Origin of the sequence: Agrobacterium sp. InxBP2 (assembly GCF_026191755.1) — a bacterium.
Taxonomy (GTDB): Bacteria; Pseudomonadota; Alphaproteobacteria; order Rhizobiales; family Rhizobiaceae; genus Agrobacterium; species Agrobacterium pusense.
Genome location: NZ_JAINDY010000021.1, coordinates 104707 through 131187, shown reverse-complemented (window position 1 = coordinate 131187; position 26481 = coordinate 104707). Strand labels below are relative to the sequence as shown.

Annotated in this window: 24 protein-coding genes; 10 read left to right on the top strand and 14 right to left on the bottom strand. The window is 59.6% G+C overall.

The window, feature by feature from the left end; genetic code table 11:
• The first annotated feature begins 209 nt into the window (after nt 1-209).
• Nucleotides 210-2045 carry an ABC transporter ATP-binding protein gene (locus K7A42_RS04545; RefSeq protein WP_282454905.1) on the top strand — a complete coding sequence of 612 codons (1836 nt, stop codon included), beginning with the start codon at nt 210-212 and terminating at the stop codon, nt 2043-2045.
• Between the two features lie 4 nt (nt 2046-2049).
• On the opposite strand, the gene K7A42_RS04540 is transcribed toward K7A42_RS04545, so the two are convergent.
• Nucleotides 2050-2679 carry a glutathione S-transferase family protein gene (locus K7A42_RS04540; protein ID WP_174151574.1) on the bottom strand — a complete coding sequence of 210 codons (630 nt, stop codon included), beginning with the start codon at nt 2677-2679 and terminating at the stop codon, nt 2050-2052.
• Nucleotide 2680: 1 nt separating this feature from the next.
• Nucleotides 2681-3046: an ArsR/SmtB family transcription factor gene (locus K7A42_RS04535; protein WP_004438767.1), complete on the bottom strand. Its 366-nt coding sequence runs from the start codon at nt 3044-3046 to the stop codon at nt 2681-2683.
• Between the two features lie 213 nt (nt 3047-3259).
• Between K7A42_RS04535 and K7A42_RS04530 the strand changes: the two genes are divergently transcribed.
• From K7A42_RS04530 to K7A42_RS04515, 4 genes are read left to right on the top strand one after another with little or no spacing between them, the layout of a single operon-like run.
• Nucleotides 3260-4126, top strand: a complete 867-nt coding sequence (locus tag K7A42_RS04530; protein ID WP_044459876.1) for an ABC transporter substrate-binding protein — start codon at nt 3260-3262, stop codon at nt 4124-4126.
• Nucleotides 4123-5250: an LLM class flavin-dependent oxidoreductase gene (locus tag K7A42_RS04525; protein ID WP_044459877.1), complete on the top strand. Its 1128-nt coding sequence runs from the start codon at nt 4123-4125 to the stop codon at nt 5248-5250. The genes K7A42_RS04530 and K7A42_RS04525 overlap by 4 nt, the downstream gene beginning before the upstream one ends.
• A gap of 29 nt (nt 5251-5279) precedes the next feature.
• Nucleotides 5280-7112, top strand: coding sequence for a TRAP transporter large permease subunit (locus K7A42_RS04520; RefSeq protein WP_044459878.1), 1833 nt, complete (start codon nt 5280-5282; stop codon nt 7110-7112).
• Between the two features lie 15 nt (nt 7113-7127).
• Nucleotides 7128-8126, top strand: coding sequence for a TRAP transporter substrate-binding protein (locus tag K7A42_RS04515; protein WP_044459879.1), 999 nt, complete (start codon nt 7128-7130; stop codon nt 8124-8126).
• 54 nt (nt 8127-8180) lie between these two features.
• Here K7A42_RS04515 and K7A42_RS04510 read toward each other — a convergent pair whose 3' ends face one another.
• Nucleotides 8181-9692 carry an aldehyde dehydrogenase (NADP(+)) gene (locus tag K7A42_RS04510; protein ID WP_282454904.1) on the bottom strand — a complete coding sequence of 504 codons (1512 nt, stop codon included), beginning with the start codon at nt 9690-9692 and terminating at the stop codon, nt 8181-8183.
• A gap of 243 nt (nt 9693-9935) precedes the next feature.
• Between K7A42_RS04510 and K7A42_RS04505 the strand changes: the two genes are divergently transcribed.
• On the top strand, nt 9936-10289 hold the full coding sequence (locus tag K7A42_RS04505) for a hypothetical protein (protein WP_044459881.1): 354 nt from the start codon (nt 9936-9938) through the stop codon (nt 10287-10289).
• A 26-nt stretch (nt 10290-10315) separates the two neighbouring features.
• Here K7A42_RS04505 and uxuA read toward each other — a convergent pair whose 3' ends face one another.
• From uxuA to K7A42_RS04470, 7 genes are all read right to left on the bottom strand, one after another.
• On the bottom strand, nt 10316-11524 hold the full coding sequence (gene uxuA / locus K7A42_RS04500; protein WP_035208168.1) for a mannonate dehydratase: 1209 nt from the start codon (nt 11522-11524) through the stop codon (nt 10316-10318).
• Entirely contained in the window at nt 11521-12588 is a 1068-nt protein-coding gene (locus tag K7A42_RS04495) for an L-idonate 5-dehydrogenase (protein WP_282454903.1), read from the bottom strand. Before K7A42_RS04495 ends, uxuA begins: the two co-directional genes overlap by 4 nt.
• 69 nt (nt 12589-12657) lie before the next feature.
• Entirely contained in the window at nt 12658-14064 is a 1407-nt protein-coding gene (locus K7A42_RS04490; RefSeq protein ID WP_035208170.1) for a TRAP transporter large permease, read from the bottom strand.
• 4 nt (nt 14065-14068) lie between these two features.
• Nucleotides 14069-14641: a TRAP transporter small permease gene (locus K7A42_RS04485; RefSeq protein WP_035208172.1), complete on the bottom strand. Its 573-nt coding sequence runs from the start codon at nt 14639-14641 to the stop codon at nt 14069-14071.
• Between the two features lie 60 nt (nt 14642-14701).
• Complete coding sequence (locus K7A42_RS04480) at nt 14702-15676, bottom strand: sialic acid TRAP transporter substrate-binding protein SiaP (protein ID WP_064263021.1); 975 nt, start codon at nt 15674-15676, stop codon at nt 14702-14704.
• Between the two features lie 62 nt (nt 15677-15738).
• Complete coding sequence (locus K7A42_RS04475) at nt 15739-16455, bottom strand: FadR/GntR family transcriptional regulator (RefSeq protein ID WP_004438798.1); 717 nt, start codon at nt 16453-16455, stop codon at nt 15739-15741.
• A 368-nt stretch (nt 16456-16823) separates the two neighbouring features.
• The gene (locus K7A42_RS04470) at nt 16824-17510 is read right to left on the bottom strand and encodes an HAD family hydrolase (protein WP_269842795.1); all 687 of its coding nucleotides are present in this window, start codon (nt 17508-17510) and stop codon (nt 16824-16826) included.
• A gap of 405 nt (nt 17511-17915) precedes the next feature.
• Here K7A42_RS04470 and minC point away from each other — a divergent pair, with 405 nt between their 5' ends.
• Genes minC through minE form a run of 3 tightly spaced genes read left to right on the top strand, consistent with a single transcriptional unit; the run spans nt 17916 to nt 19752 of the window.
• Complete coding sequence (gene minC, locus K7A42_RS04465; RefSeq protein WP_004438803.1) at nt 17916-18644, top strand: septum site-determining protein MinC; 729 nt, start codon at nt 17916-17918, stop codon at nt 18642-18644.
• A 35-nt stretch (nt 18645-18679) separates the two neighbouring features.
• On the top strand, nt 18680-19495 hold the full coding sequence (gene minD, locus K7A42_RS04460; RefSeq protein ID WP_004438810.1) for a septum site-determining protein MinD: 816 nt from the start codon (nt 18680-18682) through the stop codon (nt 19493-19495).
• On the top strand, nt 19492-19752 hold the full coding sequence (gene minE / locus K7A42_RS04455) for a cell division topological specificity factor MinE (RefSeq protein ID WP_004438814.1): 261 nt from the start codon (nt 19492-19494) through the stop codon (nt 19750-19752). Before minD ends, minE begins: the two co-directional genes overlap by 4 nt.
• A gap of 38 nt (nt 19753-19790) precedes the next feature.
• On the opposite strand, the gene K7A42_RS04450 is transcribed toward minE, so the two are convergent.
• The 3 genes from K7A42_RS04450 to K7A42_RS04440 form a co-directional block, all read right to left on the bottom strand.
• Complete coding sequence (locus tag K7A42_RS04450) at nt 19791-20693, bottom strand: amino acid ABC transporter substrate-binding protein (RefSeq protein ID WP_282454902.1); 903 nt, start codon at nt 20691-20693, stop codon at nt 19791-19793.
• A gap of 69 nt (nt 20694-20762) precedes the next feature.
• Nucleotides 20763-21656 carry an amino acid ABC transporter substrate-binding protein gene (locus K7A42_RS04445; protein WP_282454901.1) on the bottom strand — a complete coding sequence of 298 codons (894 nt, stop codon included), beginning with the start codon at nt 21654-21656 and terminating at the stop codon, nt 20763-20765.
• Nucleotides 21657-21685: 29 nt separating this feature from the next.
• Nucleotides 21686-24028, bottom strand: a complete 2343-nt coding sequence (locus tag K7A42_RS04440; protein ID WP_282454900.1) for an EAL domain-containing protein — start codon at nt 24026-24028, stop codon at nt 21686-21688.
• Nucleotides 24029-24330: 302 nt separating this feature from the next.
• Here K7A42_RS04440 and K7A42_RS04435 point away from each other — a divergent pair, with 302 nt between their 5' ends.
• Nucleotides 24331-25689, top strand: coding sequence for an amidase (locus tag K7A42_RS04435; RefSeq protein WP_282454899.1), 1359 nt, complete (start codon nt 24331-24333; stop codon nt 25687-25689).
• Between the two features lie 133 nt (nt 25690-25822).
• Here the strand turns inward: K7A42_RS04435 and K7A42_RS04430 are convergent, their stop codons facing one another.
• Nucleotides 25823-26464, bottom strand: a complete 642-nt coding sequence (locus K7A42_RS04430) for a ThuA domain-containing protein (protein ID WP_004438834.1) — start codon at nt 26462-26464, stop codon at nt 25823-25825.
• Nucleotides 26465-26481: the final 17 nt, after the last annotated feature.

Sequence of the window (26481 nt, the reverse complement as noted above, 5' to 3'; positions counted from 1 at the left end):
CGACTGCATATCGAACGAGCGGGTGCCGCGAGTTTCTTCTCCCCGCCGGGGAGAAGGTCGCGGCAGCGGGATGAGGGGGCAGGGGTGCGATCTATCGTGAACGTCGCCCCCTCATCCGACCCTTCGGGCCACCTTCTCCCCGACGGGGAGAAGACACAGGCCGTGACGCCGTGCCTGAATTCAAACGAGAAGAAAAGAAGGGAACGATCATGACCATGCCGCAGGCAGTACCGCTTGGTGCCAAAGATGCCGTGCTTTCCGTCCGCAACCTCACCACGTCCTTTCACGTGGATGGCGGCTGGAAACCGGTGGTGCGTGATATTTCCTTTGATGTCGGGTCAGGCGAGACGGTTGCGATCGTTGGCGAAAGCGGCTCGGGCAAAAGCGTGACATCGCTTTCGATCATGCGGCTGCTGGATCGGGAAAGCAGCAGGGTTCAGGGCGAAATCCTGCTCGGCGGGCGCAACCTCCTGTCACTTTCAGAGGACGCCATGCGGCGGGTGCGGGGCAATGAGGTGGCCATGATCTTTCAGGAGCCGATGACAAGCCTCAACCCGCTCTTCACCATTGGTGACCAGATTTCCGAGGCTCTTCTGTGCCACCAGCCCATGTCGAAAGCGGAAGCGCGAGCGGAGACGATCCGCCTGCTCGAAAAAGTCCGCATACCCTCCGCCGCCTCGCGTTTCGATGAATATCCACATCGGTTTTCAGGCGGCATGCGCCAGCGCGTGATGATCGCGATGGCGCTTGCCTCCAAACCGAAGCTGCTGATCGCGGATGAGCCGACGACGGCGCTTGACGTCACCATTCAGGGCCAGATTCTCGATCTCATCAAGACACTTCAGGAAGAGGAAGGTACCTCCGTCCTGTTCATCACCCATGACATGGGCGTGGTGGCTGAGATCGCCGATCGCACGGTCGTCATGTATCGCGGCGAGCAGGTGGAAGTCGGCGCGACCGCGGATATTTTCCATCGCGGTAAACATCCCTACACGCGTGCACTGTTGTCCGCGGTTCCGGTTCTCGGTTCCATGACGGGCGAGGAAAGGCCGCTGCGGTTTCCCATTGTCAACACCACCACGGGAGAAACGCAGGAACCGGCGCGTCCGGCCGATACCGTCAATGCCGCAGCCCAGCCGGTGCTCAAAGTTGAGGGGCTGACCAAGCGCTTCGATATCCACTCCGGTCTCTTGGGGCGGCTCAGCGGCCGCGTGCATGCGGTGGAAAACGTGTCCTTCGATCTGAGGGCCGGGGAGACGTTGTCACTGGTGGGCGAAAGCGGCTGCGGCAAGTCGACCACCGGTCGCGCCATCATGCGGCTCATCGAGCCGGATGCCGGTTCCGTGGTGGTGAACGGCGAGAATATTCTCGCCCTCGACAAGTCAGGCATGCGAGAGATGCGCAAGACGGTGCAGATGATCTTTCAGGATCCCTTTGCCTCACTCAACCCGCGCATGACGGTGGGCGCGGCGATCGCCGAACCTTTTCTGGAACACCATATGGGCAGCGCCCGCGAGGCGAAGGATGTGGTGGCCGACATGCTGGAAAAGGTCGGGCTCTCGCCCGATATGGCAGCGCGTTACCCGCACGAGTTTTCCGGCGGTCAGCGACAGCGCATCTGCATCGCCCGCGCGCTGGCACTCCAGCCCAAGGTGATCGTCGCTGATGAGAGCGTTTCGGCGCTGGATGTCTCGATCAAGGCGCAGGTCATCAACCTGATGCTGGACTTGCAGCAGAGCCTCGATCTCGCCTTTCTTTTCATCAGCCATGACATGGCGGTGGTGGAGCGCGTCAGCCACCGGGTGGCGGTGATGTATCTCGGCGAGATCGTCGAAATCGGCCCGCGTGCGGCTGTCTTCGACAACCCGCAGCATGACTATACCCGCAAGCTGATGGCGGCCGTGCCGGTGCCGGACCCGGACCGCAGAAACACGCGTCGCGGTGCCGCCAATGACGAGTTGAAAAGTCCGATCCGCTCAGTCGATTATTCCGTGAAGCCGCGGGAATATCGCGAAGTCTCACCCGGCCATCTTGTCGCCAGCTAAGCGATCAAAGCCCCGGAACGTCAGATGTCACAAATGGCACGCGATAACCGCGCTGGAAGGTTTCGCGCTGTCCAAGCTGGCGATACCAGCGGTTTACTGCGGGAAAATCAGCGAGATCGATTTTATGACGGGCGAAACGCGAAACCCATGGCCAGATGGCGATATCGGCTATTGAAAAATCGCCGGCGACGAACCCGCGCTCTGCCAAGCGGTCGTCCAGCGTCCGATAGAGGCGCTCGGTATCCGAGGCGAAACGTGTCTCGGCGAAGGGTGCCTTTCCTGTATTGTATGTCAGGAAATAATGGGCGTAACCGAGTGTCGGGCCGAAGTTGGCGGCCTGCCACATCAGCCACTCGGTGACTGTCAGGCCTGCCGCGGCAGAGACGGGAATGAGCCGTCCGGCTTTTTCCGCGAGATAGATCAGGATTGCGTTGGACTCTGTTAAAACGGTGCCATCGTCGTGATCGACGATTGCAGGGATTTTGGAGCCAGGGTTGATGCGACTGTACTCGGCCGAGAACTGCTCGCCCTTTTCGATGTCGATGGCATGGCTGCGATAGGGCAGGCCAAGTTCTTCCAGCGCAATCGAGATTTTGAGGCCGTTCGGCGTGATCCAGGTGTAAAGGTCGATCATGTTAGTCGAACATTGCCTCATCCAGCGGCAAAGCGCGCCTGCCTTTCTTGCCGGTCACATCGGAAAGATCAGCATAGAGGCCGCGTAATGTCAGAACCAACTGGACAATACGCGGATCGGTAACACGATAGATCACCGCCTTGCCCTCCCGCGTGCCCTCGATGACCCCCGCATCGCGCAGTTCGGCAAGCTGCTGTGAAAGCGTCGGCTGCTGGATGCCGAGTTCATATTCGAGTGCGGAAACGGAGGCTTCCGTTTCCATGAGGTAACAGACGATGGCCAGACGGTTGGCATTGGCCACAAGCTTCAGGAGCTCGCTTGCTTCAACGACGCTGCGGCAGATGAGATTGGAAACCGGTTTGGTCACGACTGAAGAGGCCCACTTTTCAAACTATAAAAAAGTAAATTGTGCGGCGATAAATTTCAATGGTTTGATAGATATCATGTCAGCTCAATCAGGCATTTTTTAAAATCTACAGGATTAGTAGATTTCTCTTTCGCTTTCCGACCGGGGATCGCCAAAACGTTTCTCGAAAACACTCTATAAAAAAGTAGATTGATCGTGAAATGAGGTGTCGACATGAAAATCGGGGTCCATCCCAACAATCTGCATTTGCGGCTCGCCCGGCTCTGGCCCGGTTCTTTCGAGGCATTCGAGCCTGAATTCGTGCTCTATAGAGAAGGGCGCGATACCGCGGCGCTTCTGGAAAAGGGTGAAATACACTTCGGCGGCACTGGGTCGACACCGCCCATCGAGGCGGATGCGCGAGGGCTCTCGGCGGTCTATATTGCCGCCTCCGCACCGAGGCCGGCCAATGGCGCGATCCTCGTGCGGCGCGACAGCCCGATCCGTTCCGCCGCCGATCTCTCGGGAAAACGCATATCCCTGATCGACGGATCGTTTCATACCTATCTTCTGGCGCGCAGCCTGGAAGGGGCGGGGCTTGGCCTCTCGGATGTCAGCCGGATAGAAAGCGGCGACAGTGACAGCCTGAGAGACCTGGTGGAAGGTCGCGTCGATGCCTGGGTGACGATGTCGCCGCGGCTGGAAAAGGCTCTGACCCATGAAGAAATCAGTCTTTTGGTTCGCTGCGGCTCCACCATTCCCAACCGTTCGCTGTTCTGGACGCTGGATCGTCACGCTCTCGCGCCTGAAACGAGGCAAGCGATTGCGGCTGAACTGGACCGCGTCGGCCGCGCCGTTATGGCTAATGTAGAGCAGGCGGCTGCGCTGCTCGCTGCCGAACCTGGCAGCGAAGGCGACGCTTCGTCCTGGGCAAAGGTATTGCGCTCTCGCGATCTTTCAGTCGTGCCCGCCACTCAAAATATTCTTGCCGAACAGCAGGAGGAGGCCGATACGCTTTACAGGCACGGCCATTTCTCTTTACCGGTTCAGACCGGGCAAAGCCCGGCCCCGCAATCAGCCAGCGTCGGAGGTGACAGATGAATGTTTTCTGGTACATGTGCGCCCCCGACGGCGCCTATCCCTGGCAGCCGGAAGGCTCCCGCAGGGTCGATCTCGGTTATTACAAGCAACTGGCGCTCGCTTACGACCAGCTCGGTTATACCGGGGCGCTGTTTGCCACCGGCGCGCATGACGTCTGGGTTCTGGCGGGTGCGCTTCTTTCCTATACCGAGCGGCTGAAGCTGCTGGTCGCCATTCATCCGGGCCTGATCGCGCCAACGCTGCTTGGCAAGATGGCGGCAACGCTTCAGGAGTTTTCGCGCGGTCGCCTGCTTATCAATGTCGTCTCGGGCGATGCGAAGATGCTCGGCGCCTACGGCATGACCATGCCGCATGACGATCGTTACGAGATGGCGGATGAATATCTGCAAATCTGGCACCGGCTTTTCGCCGGCGAAACGGTGGATTTCAACGGGCATTATTTCCAGACGCAGGGCGCAAAGCTCGCTCTGCCGGTGGGGCAGGGCATCGAGCCGCCGCCGCTGTGGTTTGGCGGCTCTTCGGACAAGGCCATCGACGTTGCGGCCAAACATGTCGAGACCTATCTCTCATGGGGCGAAACGCCTGATCAGATTGGCGCGAAGGTCGATCTCGTCAAGGCGCGGGCGGAAAAGCTCGGTCGAGAACTGGAATACGGTATTCGCCTTTATGTTATCGTGCGCGATACCGATGAAGAGGCCTGGGCTGCCGCCGCCGATCTCTACGGGCGCATGGATGAGGCAGCGATTGCCGCCAACCAGCGCTTCGTCGGCAAGACCGATTCCGTCGGCCAGCAGCGCATGACGGCGATGCATGGCGGCCAGAAGCCGGAGAACCTGCGCGATCTTGAAATAGCGCCAAACCTCTGGGCCGGCATCGGTCTCGTTCGTCCAGGTCCGGGAACAGCTATCGTCGGCTCGCCCGATACTGTCATCCGCACGCTGGAGGCCTATAAGAAGGCGGGCGTGAACACCTTTATCCTGTCCGGCATGCCATTGCTGGAAGAAGCCTTCCGTTTCGGAGAAAAGGTGCTTCCGCGTCTTGACGTATCGCGTGAGGTTTCGGCGGCAAAACAATTCACGTGGTCGACATTGTTCGACCGTGACCTCTCGGCCAAGGCCTCATGAGCATGGCTTCGGGAGTGGAGAAGAAAGACATGATGGCGAGTCCCGCAACGACATCGGCACGAGGGCGCATCGGCCCGCAGCGTGTGGCAGGGCGGCTGCTGGCCATTCTGGACAAGGTACTCGGTGCGGTCGCGGCAGTAATCCTTGCCACGCTGCTCGTGGTGGTTCTGGTCAATGTGACCCTGCGTTATCTGTTTCACACCGGCTTCATCGGCGCGGAAGATCTGGGCATCTGGCTTAATGTCGCGATGATCGCTGTCGGCGCGCCTCTCAGTCTCAAAAGCGCGCTTGCGATGCGGCTCGATGTTTTTGTGCGCTTCCTGCCGGAACGTTTCCATGCTGCCACGGAAGTCCTGGCCGATGCTTTCTCGTTCGTTGCCGCGCTCATACTCGCCTTCGGCGGGGTAGAAATTGCGGCAATGCTGGGCGGGACGTCCCCGACGCTTGGTCTGCCGGAATGGGTGCGTTTCGGTTTTCTTGGTGCGGGTGGCGCACTGATTTTTGTTTATCTCGCGCTTCAGCGCGTCAGTGAAGGCAAGGCGTTCGCTGTTCTGCTCTCCGTCGTCATTGCTGTTGTTTCCTATGTGGGCCTGCCGGAAATTTTCGTCGATACGACCGTGCCGCCTAGCCTGTTTCTGGCGCTGACGGCAGCCGTGGGGCTGGTTTTGGCCGCGCCGCTTGCCCATGCCTTCCTCGCCGCCGCCTATGTGGCGATTGCCTTCGGCAGTACTTTGCCGGAGCCGGCCATCGTTTCCTCCACGGTCACAGGCATGTCGAAATTCCTGCTGCTCGCCATCCCCTTCTTCCTGCTGGCGGGAAGTCTGCTGACGGAATCGGGCGTCGCAAACCAGCTCGTCCGTTTTGCCGCCTCCATGGTCGGCCACCGACGGGCTGGGCTGGCCCAGACGACGCTTCTGACCAGCGTGCTGTTTTCGGGCGCCTCCGGTTCTTCAGTCGCCAATGCTGCCTTCGGCGCCTCCACCTTCCAGCCGGAACTCGTCAAGCATGGTTATCCACCCGCGCAGGCGGGTGCGATCATCGCCGCCACTTCCGTGTTGGACAACGTCATTCCACCCTCCATCGCATTTCTCATCCTCGCAACGGCCACCAACCTTTCGGTCGGGTCGCTGCTAGTCGGCGGATTCTTTGCGGGCGGGTTGATGGCGGTCTGCCTGGCGGTGGCGATCCATTTCAGCGTGCGCAGCGTTGATACCCTGCCTCGCGCGACGGGCTCTCAGCGGTGGCGCTCGGCCGTGGCTGCGATACCTGCCTTCGGTCTTGGCGTCATCGTGGTGGTCGGCATCCGCATTGGCGTCGTCACGACCACGGAAGCCGCAGCGCTTGCAGCGCTTTACACGCTGCTTCTCGGCTTCGGATACCGGCTGGGCGCGGGCCGTATTTTTACAACCTTCCGCCAATCGGCGGGTGAAGCAGCTGCGATCGGCCTTCTGATCGGCACGGCTGGCCCCTTCGCCTTTCTCCTGGCGGTCGATAATGTCTCAGGTCTTGTCACCGACTTCGTGACATTGCTCGGTGGCAGCAAGATCGCGGTGCTTCTGCTGTCCAACCTCATTCTGCTCGTGGTCGGTCTTGTGCTTGATATCGGTGCTGCCATCCTGCTGTTCGGGCCGATCCTTCTGCCCGCTGCCGTGGCAGCCGGTATCGATCCCATCCATTTCGGTGTCATCCTCGTGGTCAATCTCATGATCCACGGCCTGACACCGCCGCTCGGCATGCTGATCTTTGTGGTGAGCGGCGTCACCCGTATTCCGGCGACAGCTCTTTTCCGGGCCGTCGTTCCCTATCTCCTCTCCCTTCTCGTTTCCCTCGCCATTCTGTGCGTCTGGGCCATTTTCTTCTAATCCGGGGCTTTATTCATGACTATTATCGACCGTCGTCATCTCCTCAAACTCTCCGCTCTCGGCGCGGCAACGCTCGCCGCACCGGCCTTCGTGCGCACGGCTAATGCCAGAACCCGCAGCCTCACCGTTGCGTCGCTTTTCGCTGACGACAAGCCGGAGACGAAAATCTGGGTGAAGATCAGTGAGCTGGTGGAAGCGAAGCTGCCCGGTCGCTTCCGGTTCAATATCGTAAAGAGCGGTGCGCTGGGCGGCGAAAAGGAAGTGGCGGAGAATATTCGGCTGGGATCGGTTCAGGCCAGTCTTTCAACCGTTTCCTCGCTTTCAGGCTGGGTGCCGGAATTGCAGATCCTCGATCTGCCCTTCCTGTTCCGTGATGGGGAGCACGTGCGCAAGGTGGTAACCGGCGAGACTGGCAACGAGTTGAAGACGAAGCTCGCCGCCCAGCAATTCATCGCTGCCGATTTCATCAATTACGGCGCGCGCCATCTGCTGACCAAGGAACCGGTAACACGCCCCGAGCAGCTGGAAGGCAAGAAGATCCGCGTCATCCAGAGCCCGCTGCACACCAAGCTGTGGAGCGCCTTCGGCACCACGCCGGTCGGTATTCCGATCACAGAGACCTATAATGCGCTGGCGACCGGCGTGGCCGACGCCATGGATCTTACCAAGTCCGCCTATGCCGGCTTCAAGCTATACGAGGTCGTGCCTTATCTGACGGAAACCGGCCACATCTGGGCTTCAGGGGTCGTTTATTATGGCGCGACCTTCTGGAACCAGCTGGATGACGAAGAAAAGAAAGTGCTGTCGGAGGCTTCCAGCGAAGGCGCGAAGTACTTCAACCAGCTGATCGTTGAAGATGAAACGAAGTCCGTTGAGCTTGCGTTGTCCAAGGGTGGCAAGGTGCTGCAGCCGGAAGCGCTGGATGAGTGGCGCAAGGGCGCTCAGGGCGTCTGGCAGGATTTCGCCGGCATTATTGGGGGTATCGAGAAGATACAGGCCGTGCAATCTGCCTGAGACTACGGGTCAGACGAAGAACAGGGGAGGCGTGTGAACGCCTCCCCTTTTTTATTAGCGAATGTCTTCCGGCAGAACGTCCGAGGGAATATTCTGATAGGAAACCGGGCGCATGAAGCGGCGGATCGACATGGTGCCGACAGAGGTTGCGCCGAAGTTCGTGGAGGCCGGGTAGGGGCCACCGTGAACCATGGCTTCGGAAACTTCCACGCCGGTCGGGAAACCGTTGGCGAGCACGCGGCCGGCCTTGCGTTCCAGGATCGGCAGCAGCTTGCGGGCGAGTTCGGCGTCGCCTGCATCGAGATGCATTGTCGCCGTCAGCTGGCCTTCGAAGCTCTTGGCAACCTCAAGCATTTCTTCGGTGCTATCAACAGTCACGATCAGGCCAAGGGGTCCGAAGACTTCTTCAGCAAGCGCATGGTTGGCAACCCAGTCCTTGCCTGCGACCCGATAGAGATACGGCGTTGCATTGCGCAGGTTGCAGGTGGTGGTCAGCACGTCGCGCACGCCGTTGCCGGCAGCGATACGATCACGGCCATCACGATAGGCGGCGGCGATGCCGTCGGTCAGCATGACCTGAGGGCCGACTTCCGACAGGGCCGCACGTGCGGTTTCAGCAACCGCATCCGCCTGCTCGGAGAGAATCACGGCAATGCCCGGGTTGGTGCAGAACTGGCCCGCACCCATGGTCAGCGAACCGGCCCAGCCCTTGGCGATGGCTTCACCACGGGCGGCAACGGCTTCCGGCAGCAGGAACATCGGGTTGACGGAACCCAGTTCGCCGAAGAAGGGGATCGGCTCGGGGCGCTGGGCGCAGAGATCGAACAGTGCGCGGCCGCCGGCGAGCGAACCGGTGAAACCGACCGCCTTGATGCGCGGATGCTGCACGAGCGCGGAACCGACATCGCGGCGGCCGCCCTGGATCAGCGAGAAGACGCCGGGATGCAGATTGTGCTTCTTGACGGCGGCAAGAACCGCTTCGGCAACGATTTCACCGGTGCCGGGATGGGCGGAGTGACCCTTGACGACAACAGGGCAACCGGCAGCCAGAGCCGCAGCGGTGTCACCACCGGCCGTGGAGAAGGCGAGCGGGAAGTTCGACGCGCCGAAAACGGCGACAGGGCCGATCGGTCGCTGCATCAGGCGGATATCCGGGCGCGGCAGCGGCTGGCGATCCGGCAGTGCTTCGTCGTGGCGACGATCGAGATAGTCGCCCTTGCGGATATGCGAGGCAAACAGGCGGAGCTGACCGACGGTGCGGCCGCGTTCGCCCTGCAGACGGGCAGCGGGCAGGCCGGTTTCGGAGGAACCGATTTCGGTGATGGCGTCGGCGCGGGCTTCGATCTCATCGGCAATGGTGTCGAGGAAAGCGGCGCGCTCTTCGCGGGTGGTGTAACCGTAGCTCCAGAAGGCTTCTTCAGCTGCATCACAGGCGGCATTCACCAGATCGACGGTGCCGACCGAAAAATCGAAAGCTTCGCCATGTGCAGGCTCGCTGCGGAATTTTGCTTCCGTTGCGACCCATTCTCCTGCAACCAGATGTTTGCCGTGCGGCTTGAAACTCATTGTGCTCTTCCCTGAAAACTGATCCTGTGTGGAAAACCCACCCGACACCGTGACGTTGCACCGAAAGGCGACAGCGCAAGCGCCATCAGCCGCGATCCTCGCCCGGTTGCCTTCTGCCTTAGCCCGTGTAGGGCCTGAGCGAAAGCCGGTTTTTCAACTATCTGACCAAAAAGTGTGATTAATTGGGCGAAGCGTGAAAAAGACCTGCTTCCGTTTACGCACGCGACGCTCTAATGTGACGCCATGATGACAAACAGATTTCCGAAATATGTTGCCTGGTCGCTTCTTCTGTTGATTGTAATCGTCACTGTCAGCCCCATTGGGCTGAGGCCCCACACATTGACGACGGTCGGCATCGACCGCGCAGGTGCCTTCGCCCTCTGTTCGGCCGCCTTCGTGCTCGCCTATCCGCGTTACTGGCTTGCTATCGTCGTCGCGGGGATTGTTGCGGCTTTTGGCATCGAGGCGCTGCAATTCCTGTCGCCGACACGCCATCCGCACCTGACCGACGCAGCCGTGAAGGCCGCCGGGGCTGTTGCCGGCGGATTGGCCGCCTATTCCTACCTCATGCTTCGGGCGAAGATGGCCGCAGGCTGACACATCCCCTGCGGTCAGATTTCCGATTAGCCATTCCCATTCGCGAGACCGAAGTGGCTGTGTGACAGCGTACGCTCGATGCCGCGCAGCTCAGCCAGCCCCTTCAATCGCCCGATGGCGGGGTAACCGGGCTGGGCGCCGCGCGTGAGGTCGTCGAGAATTTCCTGCCCGTGATCCGGCCGCATCGGAATGGTGTGGTCTTCACGGCCCTCCGCTCGCCGGCGGGCTTCTTCGGTGATGAGGGCGGCAATGACGGCGACCATGTCGGTTCCGCCTTCCAGATGTTCGTCCTCGAAGAAGGAACAGGGCACGGTGTCCGTGTCGCGCGTCACGTTGCGCAGATGCACGAAATGGATTCGATCGGCAAAACGGCTGGCAATGAAGGGCAGGTCGTTATCCGCGCGCGCACCGAGAGAGCCTGTGCAAAGCGTGACGCCATTGGCGCGGCTGTCGACCTGCGAGAGCATATGGGCGTAGTCCGCCTCCGTTGAGAGAATACGCGGCAGGCCGAGCAGTGGCCAGGGCGGATCATCGCCATGGGCGCAGATGTTGATGCCGACGTCTTCGGCAACCGGCGTCACCTCGGAGAGAAAGTCGATCAGGTTCCGCTGCAGCCTTTCGCGATTAACGCCATGGTAGGAACGCAGCTTTTCGATGAGTTCCGGCAGGGTATAGCCATCTGCCGAGCCGGGCAGGCCAGCGCCGATATTGCGCGATAGCGCGACGATTTTTGTGTCGGGCATCCCGGTGAACCGCTTTGCCGCATCCTCCAGCAACCAGTCAGGATAATCCCGCGTCGCGTCCGGGCGCTTGAGAATGTGAATATCAAAGGCAGCGAAATCGGTAAGGTCGAAGCGCATCGCTTTCGCGCCGTGTTTCGTTTCCCAGCGCAGGTCGGTGCGGGTCCAGTCCAGCACGGGCATGAAGTTGTAACAGACGGTGCGGATGCCTGACGCCGAGAGGCGGCGCAGCGTTTCCTGCCAGTTGGCGATATGGGTTTTCCAGTCGCCCGTCTGGGTCTTGATGTCCTCGGAGACGGGCACGCTTTCCACCACGTCCCAATAAAGCCCGCCGGCCTTGATGGCCTCATGCCGCCTGGTTATTTCGTCCACCGGCCAGACATCGCCGGTGGCGATGTGGTGCAACGCGCTGACAATGCCTTCTGCGCCCGCCTGAGCCGCATCCTGAACCGTGACCTTGTCGACCGGACCGAACCAGCGCCATGTATGTCTCATCTTTCGTCCTCAAAAATTCCGTCTGCGGAAAAAGTCAGTTGCACCTTGCAGGCGGTGGAGCGGTCTCCGGCCTGCTCGAATGCGGCCTTCGCCTCATCGAGCGGGAAGCTGTGGGAAATGATCGGCCGCACATCGATCTTGCGCGTTGAGATCAGCCCGGCGGCGATGGCGAATTCATCATGAAAGCGCTGCGAACCGCGCCAGAGAATTTCTTTGCCCACCAGCGCATTGAGCGGAATGGTGATGTCACCGGTTACGCCCACCTGTACGATGGTGCCGCGCGGGCGCACGCAGGCAAAGGCGGTGCGGAGCGCGGGGGCTGCCGCGGAGCAATCGAAAATGACGTCGAAATAACCCTTGTCATCCTGGTACGGCAAAAGCGCCTCGGCGTCCTTTGCGACATTGATCGTGCGGTCCGCACCCATGGCTGGTGCGCGTTCCAGCGCCGCATCGGTCAGATCGGTTGCGACGATGATACTTGCGCCCGCATGGCGGGCGGCGGCTATGGTCAAGAGGCCGATTGGGCCGGCTCCCGTCACCAGCACCTTAGCGCCGGTGAGATCGCCAGCCTGGGCGACGGCATGCAGACAGACTGCAAGCGGCTCAGTGCAGGCCGCTTCAGCAGCTGAGGTATCGGCTGGAAATGGCGCGCATTGTTTGGCCGGAACCACCAGCCGGTCGCGGAACATGCCCTGTTCGTGCGGCAGGCGCATGGCGCTGCCCATGAAGCGCATCTCAAGGCAATGGATCGGCTGGCCCTTCAGGCAGAACTGGCAGTGGCCGCAGGGCTGCGAGGGATTGACGGCGACGAGTTGGCCAAGGGTCAGCCCGCTGACGCCTTCGCCCAAAGCCGCGACAAGGCCGGATGCCTCATGCCCGGAGATGATCGGTTCGCGCACCCTGACCGGGCCAAAGCCGCCATCCTGATAATAATGAAGGTCGGAGCCGCAAATTCCGCCCGCCGCCATTGCGAGCAATACTTCCCCCGGCCCCGGTTCAGTAAACTCGTGTGTTTCGACGCGAATGTCCCGCGCGCCATATAATCGTGCCACGCGTGTCTGCATGACCATGCCCTCATGTCTTGATATGGAATGATGACCCCGCGCGGCGAACCGCGCGGGCAGGGTGCCTCGTCAGCGGATCAGGCCCATCTCGGTCGGCAGCCACAGGGTGATTGCCGGAATGAAGGTGATCAGCAACAGCGCGACGAACAGAGGCACCAGCCATGGCAGGATCGCGATGGTCGTGCGTTCGACGGAGAGTTTCGCCACGCGCGAGAGCACGAACAGCACCATGCCGAGCGGCGGATGCAGCAGACCGATCATCAGGTTGAGCGTGATGATGAGGCCGAAATGCACCGGATCGATATGAAACTGCAGCACGAGCGGCAGAAGGATCGGCACGAGGATCGTGATGGCGGCAATGGTATCGAGGAAGCAGCCCACGAACAGCATCAGCAGATTGACCAGCACCAGGAAAATCCACTTGCTGTCCGTGATCGTCAGGATCGCCGCCGACAGAAGCTGCGCTGCCTGGCTGACCGTCAGAAGCCATGCGAAAACCGAGGCCGCCGCGACAATGAAGAGCACCGATGCGGTGGTTTCGATCGTGTCAAAGGTCGATTTCGCCAGCGTCTTGAAGGTCATCGTGCGATAGCGGACGAGGCCGAGGAACAGTGACCAGAGAACGGCCGCGACGGCTGCCTCCGTCGGTGTGAACCAGCCCATGGTCATGCCGCCGATCAGGATCACGGGCGTCATCAGCGCCATCACGGCTGAGAAGTCGAAATACCAGTCGCAGGCGAGCAGGATGACCAGCACGATCAGGATCGACAGGTTGAGGGAAAGACCGAGCGCCGTGAGGATATAGATGCCGAGGGGCACCATCATCACCACGAAGACTTCAATCGATGCGCCGAAGATCGTTCTGAGGCTGAACGGTGTATCGGAGCCCCAGCCCTTGATATAGGCGAAGACCGCAACCGTGATCATCATCAAAAGCGTCATGACGACGCCGGGAATGATGCCGGCCATGAACAATGCTCCGATGGAGACATTGGCCATCATGCCGTAGATGACGAAGGGCAGCGATGGCGGGAAGATCGGGCCGAGCGTTGCGGAGGCGGCGGTGACGCCGACGGCCGCTTCGACCGGATACCCGTGGTCCTTCATGGCCTTGATCTCGATGGTGCCGATACCGGCCGCATCGGCAAGCGCGGTCCCCGACATGCCGGAAAAGATCACCGAACCGATGATGTTGACCTGGGCGAGACCACCCTTCATCCAGCCGACGAGCGCGACGGCGAAGGAATAGATACGTCCCGTCACGCCGGCCGTGTTCATGAGATTACCGGCAAGGATGAAAAATGGCACGGCCAACAGCGGGAAGCTTTCCACACCCGCGATCAGGCGCTGCGCCGCTATGATATCGGGCGCGACATTATAAAACACGATGTAGAGCAGAGAAGCCGAGGCCATGGAAATGGCGACCGGCAGGCCGATCACCATCAGGAGAAGAAAGGAGCCGATGAGAAGCAGCATGTGATCAATCCCCCGCGCTCTGGAATTCTTCGGGCCGCTCCAGAACGGAATAACCGCGCTGCATATTGGCGATGAAGACCTGTACCGACCGGAAGAACATCAGAACGAAAGCGGCCAGAACCGTATAAAAGACGATGCTGCGCGGCAGGGCGACGGTGACCATCTCCTCATCCGCGACGATTTCCATGTAGCGCCACATCAGCCAAGAGGTGTAGGCGAAGAACAGGATCCGCAACACATCGACGAGGATCGACATGGCGCGGGCCACCTGCGGCGGCACATAGTGATAAAGCACATCAACCTGGATGTGGCGCGACATGCGCACGCACATGACCGAACCTAAAAAGACGACGCCGATCAGGCAGTTGACGGCGATTTCTTCCGTCCAGGCGTAGCTGTCGTTGAGCACGTAGCGGGTGAAGAACTGAAGGAACACGCAGCCCGTCATCAGCCAGAAGAGGCCAAGCGTAACCCAGTCTTCGAATGAATAGACCTTGAGATCGACCTCCGGCGGCGCCTCGTCGAACGTATGGGCGAGTTCCTCAGGCGTGACCTGAGTATGAATTTCCTGCGACATTGAGATATCCCGTCTGGAGAGAAAGGGCGGTGCGGCAAAGGAGCCGCACCGGATCTTGCTTCACTTGACGGCGCGAATGGCTTCCCAGTCGGCCTTGTCGTAACCGAAGTCCTCGAACTTCACTTTTTCGAGGACATTCTTCTCGAAGTCGGCCTTGTCGACTTCGGCGACGGTCAGGCCGCGCTTCTTGAAGTCCTCGACGAGGCTTTTCTCGCGGCCTTCGATGGTCTTGGTGGTGCGCTCGGCAGCCTGCTGCATGACTTCGGTGAAGATTTGTCTGTCTTCATCTGACAGCTTGGACCACAGGTTCTTCGAGATTACCGTGTTGAGGTGGTCGACGATGTGGCCTGTCAGAACGATGTTTTTCTGCACCTCGAAGAACTTCTTTGCCTCAATGGTGGTCAGCGGGTTTTCCTGTGCGTCGACGGTGCCGTTTTGCAGCGCCAGATAGACTTCCGCAAATGCAATCGGGGTCGTGTTTGCGCCGCATGCGCGTGGCATGGCGAGGTAGGCCGGAACATCAGGCACGCGCATTTTCAGCCCGCCCATGTCGGCGCAGGTGGCAATCGGCTTGTTCGATGTTGTGTGGCGTGTGCCGTAATAGCTGACGGCAGCGATATGGTTGCCGGTCTTGTCTTCGTAACCCTTGGCGAGCCGCTTGAATATATCGCTTTTGGTATAGGCGATCAGATGGCTCGGATCGCGGAAGATGTAAGGGAAATAGGTGACGCCGATCGGCTTGAAGTCACGCGCGGCAAAGCTCGAGCCGGAAATGATGATATCAACGGTGCCGATCTTCAGGCCCTGATTGATATCGGCTTCCTTGCCGAGCTGTGAGGCCGGAAAGACATCGATCTTGTAGCGGCCATCGGTTCGCTTGGCGATCTCTTCCGCAGCCCAGACCGAATCCGTATGGAACGGCTCTGAGGTCTCGTAGACATGTGCCCATTTCAGTGCGGTCTGCGCCTGCGCCGCAAGCGCCGAGAGCAGGATGGCCGCTGTTGCGCCCATCAAAGTCGACAATCTGATTTTCATTCTTAACTCCTCCCGAATTAAAGCCAGATTTCCGTTTTTCCCGTCGCCGGTTGCGGCGGCGGTTATTCTTCTCCGAGCGTTTCCTCCCCGAAACTTTCGGAAAATCTCTTCTGCGACAGCGTCAGATGCTGCCGCATCGCCTCGCGGGCACCTTCCGGATCGTTCGCGGCAATGGCGTCGCGGATGACCCGGTGTTCCTGCACGGCGAGGTTCCAGGTGTGCGGACCTTCGAAATAGCTGGCGAGCTTTTCGAAGAAGGGTGACAGGCTGCGCTCGTCATAGATCAGGCCGGTGAAGCGGTTAAGCGCCGAGTTGCCGATGATGTCGGCGATGGCGGTGTGAAAGGCCCGGTCGAGATTGAGCGCCTGCGGTGAATTGTCGAGTGCGCCGGCCATGCGCTCGATGATGTCATCAAGTTTGACGATGCATTCCGGCGTGGCGAGCCGTGCGGCTTCCTCCGCGATAGCGCTTTCGATGATGCAACGCGCCTGCAGGATTTCGAAAGGCCCATGCGCATCCGGCACTGTTGGCTTTTCTTTCCCCTGTTTGCCGGTTGCGTTTACATAGACGCCCGAACCCATGCGAATATGGATATGGCCTTCCACTTCAAGAACGATAAGCGCTTCCCGCACCGTGGGGCGTGATACGCCGAAGCGTTCCGCAAGGTCGCGTTCCGCCGGCAGGCGCTGACCGTCCGTCAGTTCCCCGCTTTCGATGAGCAAGCGAATTTGTTCCGCAACCAGCCGGTAAAGGCGGCGCGGCTCAAGAGCCACAAACATGATGTCCTCCCAGCGCGAAAGTCTCCCCCAATCGCGCAAGCGGTAAGATTGTCTTACCAATTTCATTAGGGCGCATTTGGGCGACGCTGTCAATTAGACGTTAATGAAAAATATACGGAGGTCGTCAGGAGGCTCAGCGGGGCGGTATTGTCACGCTCCCCGGGGCTCCGGCTCCCGGAGGTTCTGCCATTTCCTCATTCTGGCCGCGAGCTGGCCGGGCAGCCGGATTCCTTGGGTGGAGAACGACGGCAAAGTCGCAAACTTTGCCTCTCTCAATGTTTTGGATGATGTCGGGGCGCGATGGCTTGCCAGCAGCTCGCGACATCGGCTGGCAAGCGATCGCTTCTTTCCCTTTGCGGGCAGGCTTTTCAGCCCCTGCCCATCGCCAGCTTCAGGCCGTCTTTGCCGTCGATAATTACATTCACCTCACCATAGCCGCCAATGGAAAGGTGTGGCGTTTCGATAGGATGCGAATGGGTGGCGTTGATGACCACCACTGACGCCCCCATGTTTTCCCCCGCCTGGATGCCGGCGGGAGCGTCCTCGAAGACAATGCAGTCTTGCGGTGATACGCCGAGCTTTTCGGCCGCTTTTCGATAGCCTTCAGGATCGGGTTTGCCGTTCACCACGTCTTCCGCACAGATCATGACAGGCGGCGGTGCAATGCCCGCCGCAGCGAGCCGGCGTTCAGCCAGTTCGCGTACGGCCGACGTCACGATAGCCCACTTGCCCGCCGGCAGCGACTGCAGGAAAGCGCCGGCGCCCGGTATCTGAACAATGCCATCCACATCATCCATCTCTGCACGAAGGATCATTTCGGCCTGCTCATCCACGTCGAGACCCGGAATGGCCTCCCGGCGGATAACTTCCGAGGCTCGCATGCCGTGAATGCGCTGCAGGAAGGCATTCGGCTCGATGCCATTCGCCACTGCCCACTCCCGCCATACGCGCTCGACGACGGCGATCGAATTGACGAGTGTGCCATCCATGTCGAACAGGAAGGCCGCAAACTGTTGCGAAAAAATCTGGTTTTGCGGCGGGACTCTGCTGTGCATCTCATTCTTCCGTTGAACTGTCGGCCTCGCCTGTCTCTACAGTATTGTCAGGCATAACGGAATCGTTTTTCAGCCACCAAGGGCCGATGGTCATCTCCCGCGCGTGGGGGATGTTGTCCCGGAATCGGACGCGGTCAGACTCACGCGAGTCGAGGTCGTCGGCAGGCAGGGCGGCGGTGAACAGAGCCACACCGGGAGTCAGCCTGCAGCAAGGATGCGCTGTTATCCTTTGTCTTCATATGTCAGGGAATGGCCAGATTCAAAGGGATAACAGATGTTCTAGAAGGTTCTGCATGAGAGTTTCGAACGCGGAATTTTCTTAACGATTTCCCTCTCTTGAGGGTGGTGTTAACCATTTGTTAACCATATTCGAGGTACCTAATTGTCAACGATTTGTTTACCAAGATGACCAAAGTGCTAACAGACCAGCGTTCCATCCGCATCAAAGGCCGCTCCTTCCTCGCAGTCGTCCTGTCCCCCGAAGCTCCGGTCGATCAATGGCTGGAAAGGCTCGATGATCTCGCGGCGCGTTCGGCGGGCTTCTTCCTGTCGCGGCCGGTGGTCCTCGATGTTTCGGAACTATCGCTCGACAAGGCGGGTCTGAAGGACCTGCTGGCGGCGCTCAGGGAGCGCAATGTCGGCATCATGGGCATCGAGGGCGTTCGTCCCTCGATGATCGAGCCGGGCATGCCCCCATCGCTGAAGGGCGGAAAGCCGGCTTCCGATGTCGAGGTCGAGCCGGTCGCCGTGGTTGCCGAATTGCCGGAGGAGAAGCCCCGTACATCGGGTGAAATCCGCGCCGTCGTGCAGTCGCTCGTCATCAACGAGCCCGTGCGCTCCGGCCAGTCGATCATGTTTCCCGAAGGTGACGTGACCGTCATCGGCTCGGTCGCCTCGGGGGCGGAGATCATCGCTGGCGGTTCGATCCATGTTTATGGCGCGCTGCGCGGGCGGGCCATGGCCGGTTCGCTCGGCAATGTCTCTGCGCGCATCTTCTGCCGCAAGCTGGAGGCCGAGCTTCTGGCAATCGACGGCGTCTACAAGGTGGCTGAGGACATTGACGACAAGCTGCGCGGGCAACCCGTTCAGCTCTGGCTGGAAGACGATACGATCAAGGCCGCAAAACTCGGCTGATAACAGATAAACACGCACGAACAGGAGAGAGCCATATGGGGAAGGTAGTCGTTGTAACTTCCGGCAAGGGCGGGGTCGGCAAGACCACCTCGACCGCAGCGCTTGGCGCCGCATTGGCGCAGAATAAAGAGAAGGTCGTAGTCGTCGATTTCGATGTCGGTCTGCGCAACCTCGATCTCGTCATGGGTGCTGAACGCCGCGTGGTCTACGATCTCGTCAACGTTATTCAGGGCGATGCCAAGCTGACGCAGGCGCTGATCCGCGACAAGCGCCTGGAGACGCTGTTCCTGCTGCCCGCCTCGCAGACGCGGGACAAGGACAATCTGACGCCGGAAGGTGTCGAATGGGTCATCAACGAGTTGAAGAAGCACTTCGACTGGGTGATCTGCGACAGCCCCGCCGGAATCGAACGCGGCGCGACGCTGGCCATGCGCCATGCGGATGTGGCTGTGGTCGTTACCAATCCTGAAGTCTCCTCGGTGCGCGACAGCGACCGCATCATCGGCCTGCTCGATTCAAAGACGCTGAAGGCCGAGCGCGGCGAGCGCATGGAAAAACACCTTCTCATTACCCGCTATGATTCTGCGCGTGCGGAGCGGGGTGATATGCTGAAGGTCGACGACGTTCTCGAAATCCTGTCGATCCCGTTGATTGGCATCATTCCCGAGAGTTCGGATGTGCTGCGCGCCTCCAACGTCGGTGCGCCGGTCACGCTCGCAGATGCCCGTTGCGCGCCGGCCATGGCCTATTTCGACGCTGCCCGCCGCCTTTCGGGGGAAGATATTCCGGTGGTCATTCCGGGCGAAAAGCGTGGCATCTTCTCCAAGATCTTCGCAAGGAGGGCCGCATGAGTCTCTTCAATCTTTTCCGCAAACAGAAGTCGGCACCGCTTGCGCGTGAGCGCCTGCAAGTGCTGCTCGCCCATGAGCGGGCCTCATCGGGCTCTGATCTTGTCGCCATCCTGCGGGAAGAAATTCTCGGCGTCATTGCCAAGCATGTACAGATCGACGGCGACCGTGTGCACGTGAAGATGGATCGCGACGAACATTTCTCGATTCTCGAGATCGACGTCGAAATTCCGCTCGGCGCAGATCTCCGCGCCGCGTGACATAGGCATGAAAGACGCCGCCCCAACCGGGCGGCGTTTTATTGAGCGGTCGTATCCACGGGGTTTCGAAACGCGTCAGCGAGATCGTCCGGAAGCGGGCGCTGAAGGTTCATCCCGTTCGGCGGGATCGGAGCGTTGAACCATTTCTCGTAGATTTTGTCGATTTCACCGCTCGTATAGATTTCACCCAGGGCCTCGTTGACGGCATCTCTGAAACCGGTATCGCCGTGGCGAAGCATCAGGCCGTAGGGTTGGGGTGGCGCAAGATATTCATTTGAAATTGCGTAATCCTCAGGCCTGCCTGTTTCGGCGACGAAGGATCGCAGAAGAATATCGTCCATGACGAAAGCCGAAGCACGGTTTTCCGTCACCATCTCGAAACCGCCTTCGGTGCTGTCATTTTGCAGCACGGCGATGTTCAGCCCCAGTTTGCGATTGAGCACGTTCAACTGGCTGATATTAATGGTTCCCGTCGTTACCACCACGGTACGCCCGGCAAGATCCGCGACGGTATTCAGGCCGCTCGATTTCAGCGCCACGTATCGCGTACCGGTGATGAAGTGGCTGTAGGAGAACCATACGGCCTTGCGCCGTTCTTCCGTGTTCGTGCTCGCCACACATTCCATGTCGATCGTGCCGTCATTGAGAAGCGTGATCCGATTGCTGGGCGTGCGTTTGACGAAGTCGACCTTCAGTCCCGGCAGATCCAGTTTTTCCCTGATGGAATCCACCACCTTGAGGCAAAGCTCGATGCTGTAGCCGATCGGCTCCGGGCCGGTGCCGAGATACGAAAAGGGGATATTGCGATCGGCATAACCCAGCCGGATGATACCGGTTCTAGCAATGGTCTCGAGTGTCGGCGGCTGCACTTCCTGCCCGGCCGCATAAGTGGATAAAAGGCTAAAAATTCCTAATGCAAGCCATAATGTCGATCTCTGCATCGCGCATCTCCAGCTAAAGTATCTGTCGAAACGTGTTTTCATGAAAATGGAGGCGGGGGTGCGAGCACCTTAATCCCGATATTCTTTCGGTTGTTCGTAGGCCTGTCTCAGAGCTGCTGCCATCGGCAGGTTCAGATTCATGCCGTTTGGCGGAATGGGTCTGGTGAACCATTTTTCATAGAGATCATGAATGGCGGGGCCAGTGAAAATCCGTTTCAGACTGTCGTTGACGACCGCCTTGAAGGCCGGGTCGTCGCGACGAAAGACCAGCCCATAGGGTTCGGGTGCGCTCAGCGTCTCCTCGGAAAGCGCATAAAGATCCGGATTTTCAGATGTCGCCGCCAGCGCCGCCAGCAGGATACCATCCATCACGAAAGCCGAAGCCTTGCCGGCGACGACGAGGGCGAAGGCTTCCTCATTGGTTTTCGTCGGCATGACGGAGATATTGAGGTTCTTCTCACGGTTCACGGCATTGAGCTGCTCAATATTGACGGTTCCGGAGGCGGATGTGACTGACCTGCCTGCCAGATCGGCGAGGCTTTTCAGATTATCCTGCTTGCGCGAGAGAAACTGTGTTGCCGTCATGAAATTTGGATAGGAAAAATCCACGATCCTGCGACGGTCGCTATTGTTGGTCGTGGCGGCGCATTCGATGTCGATCTGACCGCCTCGGACAAGGATGAAGCGGGTGGCGGGCGTGGCCTTGACATATTCGACGTCGAGCTTGTCGAGTTTCAGGGACTTGCGAATGTCCTCGCTGATCGTCCTGCAGAGATCGGTTGAGAAACCGGTCACCTCTCCGTTCGGCAGCTGATAGGAAAAGGGGGGTTCAGCCTCACGATAGCCGATGCGGATTTTTGCGGTCCTGGCGATCTGCTGAAGCGTGTCGCCTTCACCGGCAGCCTGCAGCGGGGTGAGGGGGGCAAAGCATGTGAGGAAAAGGCAATAGACTGCAATACGCATTTATGTCCTCTTGGCCGGCGGCCGGTTTCTCAAATCGCTTTTTGTGAAGGGCAATAGGTGTCCTGTGTCGGTCGTCCGGCATCGTGGCCCGTCTGCGCGGCTCGATCGGCGATTTCGGTTTTTCCCACTTGGACGATGACCGCACGGTTTTTTAGAACCTGCGCAAGCGGTGCAGGCTCGGCGAAATAATAGCCCTGGGCCTCGTCGCATCCGGAAAGTTTGAGCACTTCGACCTGCTCCATGTTTTCCACCCCCTCGGCGGTCACCTTCAGGCCGATCTGTTCGGCCATGTCGATGACGGTGTTGACGATAGCCGAACACATGGGATTGGTCGGAAGGCCGGAAACGAATTCGCGGTCGATCTTGATCTTGTCGAAGGCGACGTGGGTGAGCGTGCTGAGCCCCGCATAACCGGTGCCGAAATCATCAAGCGCCAGGCGGACGCCTCTTTCCTTCAGCATTTTTAGGACGCGCGTGCTGCTGTCGCGCTCAAGCATGGCCGTTTCCGTCACTTCCAGCTCAAGTCGCTCCGCCGGGAACCCGGATGCTTCAAGCGCCCGGTCCACAATGGGGACGATATCGTCATTGCAAAGCTGAACGGCGGATAGGTTGACGGCAAGTCTGATATCCTTCGGCCATGTCATTGCATCCATGCAGGCCTGCGCCAAAACCCACTCGCCCAACGGCCTGATGAAGTTGTTTTCTTCCGCAAGCGCGATGAAGCGGTCCGGAGAGATCAGGCCAAGCTTGCTGTGGCGCCAGCGGGCAAGCGCTTCATAGGCGACGATGCGGCCGCTCTGCAGATTGACTACGGGTTGGTAATGCAGCTCGAACTCATGGTTTTCGAGAGCGGATTTCATGTCTATTTCCAGCGCGTGCTTGTGCTGCGCAGCCATGTCCATGCCTGGCTCATAGAAGACGAAATAGCCGCAACCCATGGATTTCGCCCGGTAAAGGCCGAGATCGGCATGTTGCAGCAGCTGTGTGGCCGATGTGCCGTGACCGGGCGCACAGGCGATGCCGATGCTGGTATCGATGCTGATATCGCTGCCTTCGAGCGCAAAACTGCGCGACACGGCATGCACCACCCGCGCTGCCAGCATCGCCGCATCGCTCTCAAAGTCGCCGCTTGTCGACTGTATGATCGCGAATTCATCGCCGCCCAGGCGGCTCACCATGTCGTTTTCTCCGAGGACTGAGGAGATCCGCGAAGCGACAGCCACCAGCAGGGCGTCGCCGGCCGCGTGCCCGAGCGTGTCGTTAACGGCCTTGAAACGATCGAGGTCCAGCAGCATGACATTGAACAGCTGGCCGGACGCGGAGAGATGCTCAAGGCGATTTTCCAGCGTCTTCATCAGCAGCACCCGGTTTGGAAGCCCGGTCAGCGCATCGTGATGGGCCATGTGCTCCATTTGCTGCGCCATGTCGCGTATCTGCCGCAGGCGTCCACGTTCCAGGACGGCTTCGCGCAGCGTCTCGATGGCGGTTGCCATGTCGCCGATTTCATCCCGCCGGTCCTGAAAGGGGGTTGCGACATCGGTTTCCTCGCGGGCGATCCGCAGGGTCGCCTGCACCAGCGCCGGTACGGGTTTCAGGAAATGCCGCGCGATGACCGTTACCAGAACACCTGTCACGGTCAACACCACGATCAGCGCGATGAGCGAATTGTAGATCAGTTTGCGCTGCGCACCATAAAGCGCATCCGAACCACCGATGCTGACGGCGACCGCGCCGATCGGCTTTTTCGTCTCCGTACTGATGATCGGCAGCAGGCCGATATAGTGGCTGGAGTCGCCTATGGTTGCAAACCCCGTTGCGAAGCGCGCCGCCACGGCATCTCTGGCGAAGATCGGGTCGGTAGCGAGCGGTTTTTCATCATCGTCTGTGGCGTTGTCGAAGGCGGCTGCGATCTGCCTGAAACCGGAATCGTCGTCATCATAGCGGAATAGCCAGACGGCATTTTTCGTCTGGGCGCCTATGAGCGCGAGAACATCGCTTGGATTGAAGCCCGTAACGAGAATGGATTCATCGTCGCCGATAGGCTTGTCGGTCAAAATGCCGTTCACCTGGCCATCGGCATCCGCCGTGACGCTGACATAGGTGTAGATGCTTCGAAGGGTGGCGCTGGCAATCTGGGAGTTGACGCGGGCCTGATTGAGCCACTGTTCGCTGGCGGCGGCAACGAACATGTACCAGCCCACAAGCGCGCCGATGCTGTAGGCGAAGATCACCCCACCCAGGAAAATCAGGGTTATCTTGCTGGCGAGCGAGCGCCGCCGCGACGACCGGCCCTGTTCCGGCGGCGTCGTTGAGCGAAGCATATGGCCGGGCTCTACCTGTCTATCCATCCCCCGATAGGCAGTCTCTTCCATTCGCGATAGTCCCCCGCGATGTCGCGTTATGATTGTTTTATGGAATTTTTATAGGGCATGCACTTCAATGGTGTCTGCTAAATAATTCAACAAAGTTTAGATGCGATTAAGAATTAATCCGTCTTTTTACAGTCGCTGCTTATATAAGCGGTCGGTCTTTGCACTTCAGGTTGAGAAATAGACTCTGGCAGCCGAGTTCCAGTGGCGGCAACGGCCGTCCGGGAAAATCCCGCGACCGGCCTTGCCAAGCCTTGCATAAACGGCATGTTGGGCATCATACGCCGATTTTAGGGAATTTCGTCATGGCTCACAGGGGCAAGAACATCGCGCAGCTTTCCGCTCTCATCCAGGGTGGCCACCTTGATCCGCGCGCCCTGGTGGAAGAGACAGTCGATGCGATCCGTCAGGAGGCCGATCAGGCCATTTTCATAGGGCTGACGGCGGAGCGGGCCGCCGCCGAAGCGGAGGCCGCATCGACACGAATTCGCGAAGGCCGTTCCCGCGGGCTTCTCGACGGCATTCCCGTGGCCTGGAAGGATCTTTTTGATCTGGAGGGAACGGTGACCATGGCCGGATCGACCGTGCTTGCGGATGATGAGCCTGCGTCGCGGGACGCTGATGTGGTGACCGCGCTGAAACAGGCCGGCATGATCTGCATCGGCCGAACGAATATGAGCGAGTTTGCATTTTCCGGTCTTGGCATCAATCCGCATTACGGCACGCCGCGCAATCCCCTTTCCACGGATGGACACCGTCTGCCCGGCGGTTCCTCCTCCGGTGCGGGCGTGGCCGTGGCGGCCGGTCTGGTGCCGGTGGCGATCGGCACGGATACGGGCGGATCGGTCCGCATTCCCGCCGCTTTCAATGGCGTGGTAGGCTACAAGGCCAGTCGCGGCCGTTATTCGATGCGCGGCGTATATCCATTGGCGAAGAGTCTCGATTCGCTCGGGCCCCTCACCCGCACGGTTCAGGATGCGGTCTGGGTGGATGCCGCCATGCGGGGCAGGACTGCCGCCGATGTGCAGCGCGTGCCACTTTCCAGCCTCTCGCTTGTTGTGCCCGAGACCGTATTTTTCGACGGAATCGAGGACGAAGTCGCGGCCGCTTTTGAGCAGGCGGTGGACCGTCTTGTCCGCGCCGGTGCCTCGGTGCGACGACAGGCATTCCCGATTTTTTCGGAACTGTTCGAGCTTATCAAGGAAAAGGGTGCGCTGGTGACCGCGGAGGCCTTTGCCCTGCACAAAACCCGGCTGGAAGGTGCTGATGCCGCGCGCATGGACCCGCGCGTTGTCGCACGAACGAAGCTGGGGGCCAATATTTCAGTGCCGGATTACATAGCCATCATCGATGCGCGTGAACGCATGACTGCAACGTTTTCGGGAATGATCGGGAAAGGCGAACTGCTGATGTCGCCGACATTGCCGCATGTTGCGGCCAGGGTCGCGCCGCTTCTCCAAAGTGACGATGCTTTTTTCGCCATGAATGCAAAAACCCTGCGCAACACGCAGATCGGTAACTTCTTCGATCTCTGCGGTGTTTCGATCCCCTGTGGAACGGGTGACGCAGGCATGCCGGTCGGTTTGCTGCTTTCAGGCCTGGACGGTACGGATGACCATGTGCTGGGGGCGGCGATGGCGACGGAAGAAATCGTTCGGGCTTGAGGTGTTCATCTTCTCGGCTTGTCGGGAACGTGGGACCTATCCCCCGATATCCTCTGGCCTGTCCCGAGGATTTGCTGCCGATCCTCGGCGCGAGGCCGAGGATGACGTTGCGAGGGAGAGGCTGCCGATAACCTCAACGCGCCGCCCAATTGGCGCCGCGGCGAAACATGGTCTTCATCTGCGGCACGGAAAATTCCTTGGCCTGATGTCCGAGCGCCGAATAAAAAACGCGGCCCTTGCCGTATTTGCGTTTCCACACCACCGGCATCACCACGCCGTCGATCCACCAAGCGTGATCGCCGGTGAAAGTCGTTGTCGCCAGAACCTCGTTGGAGGGGTCAACATGCATGTAATATTGCTCTGACGTATAGGGAAAATCGGAAATCCCCTCCATCAGCGGATCGTCAGGGCGGGTGATGTTGACCGTGTAGTCAATGATATTTCCGGGATGGGCGACCCATTGCCCGCCGATCATGAACTGGTATTCCACGCATTCGCGAAAACTGTCGCCCGCGCCACCATGAAAGCCGGCGATGCCGACGCCGTTTTCAACAGCCGCCGTCAGGTTCTTGATTTCTTCCTTCTCGATCTTTGACATGGTGACAATAGGCACAACAAGGCTGAGATCATGCACCGACGGATCGGCGAAAGCCTCGGTGCTGTGCTCGACATAGACCTTGAAACCGTCCTCCTCCAGAATGTCCTTGACGATGGTGGCGCATTCCTGCGGCTCGTGGCCGCTCCAGCCGCCCCAGACGATGAGTGCTTCGCGCATTTATTTCCTCCTCGAGA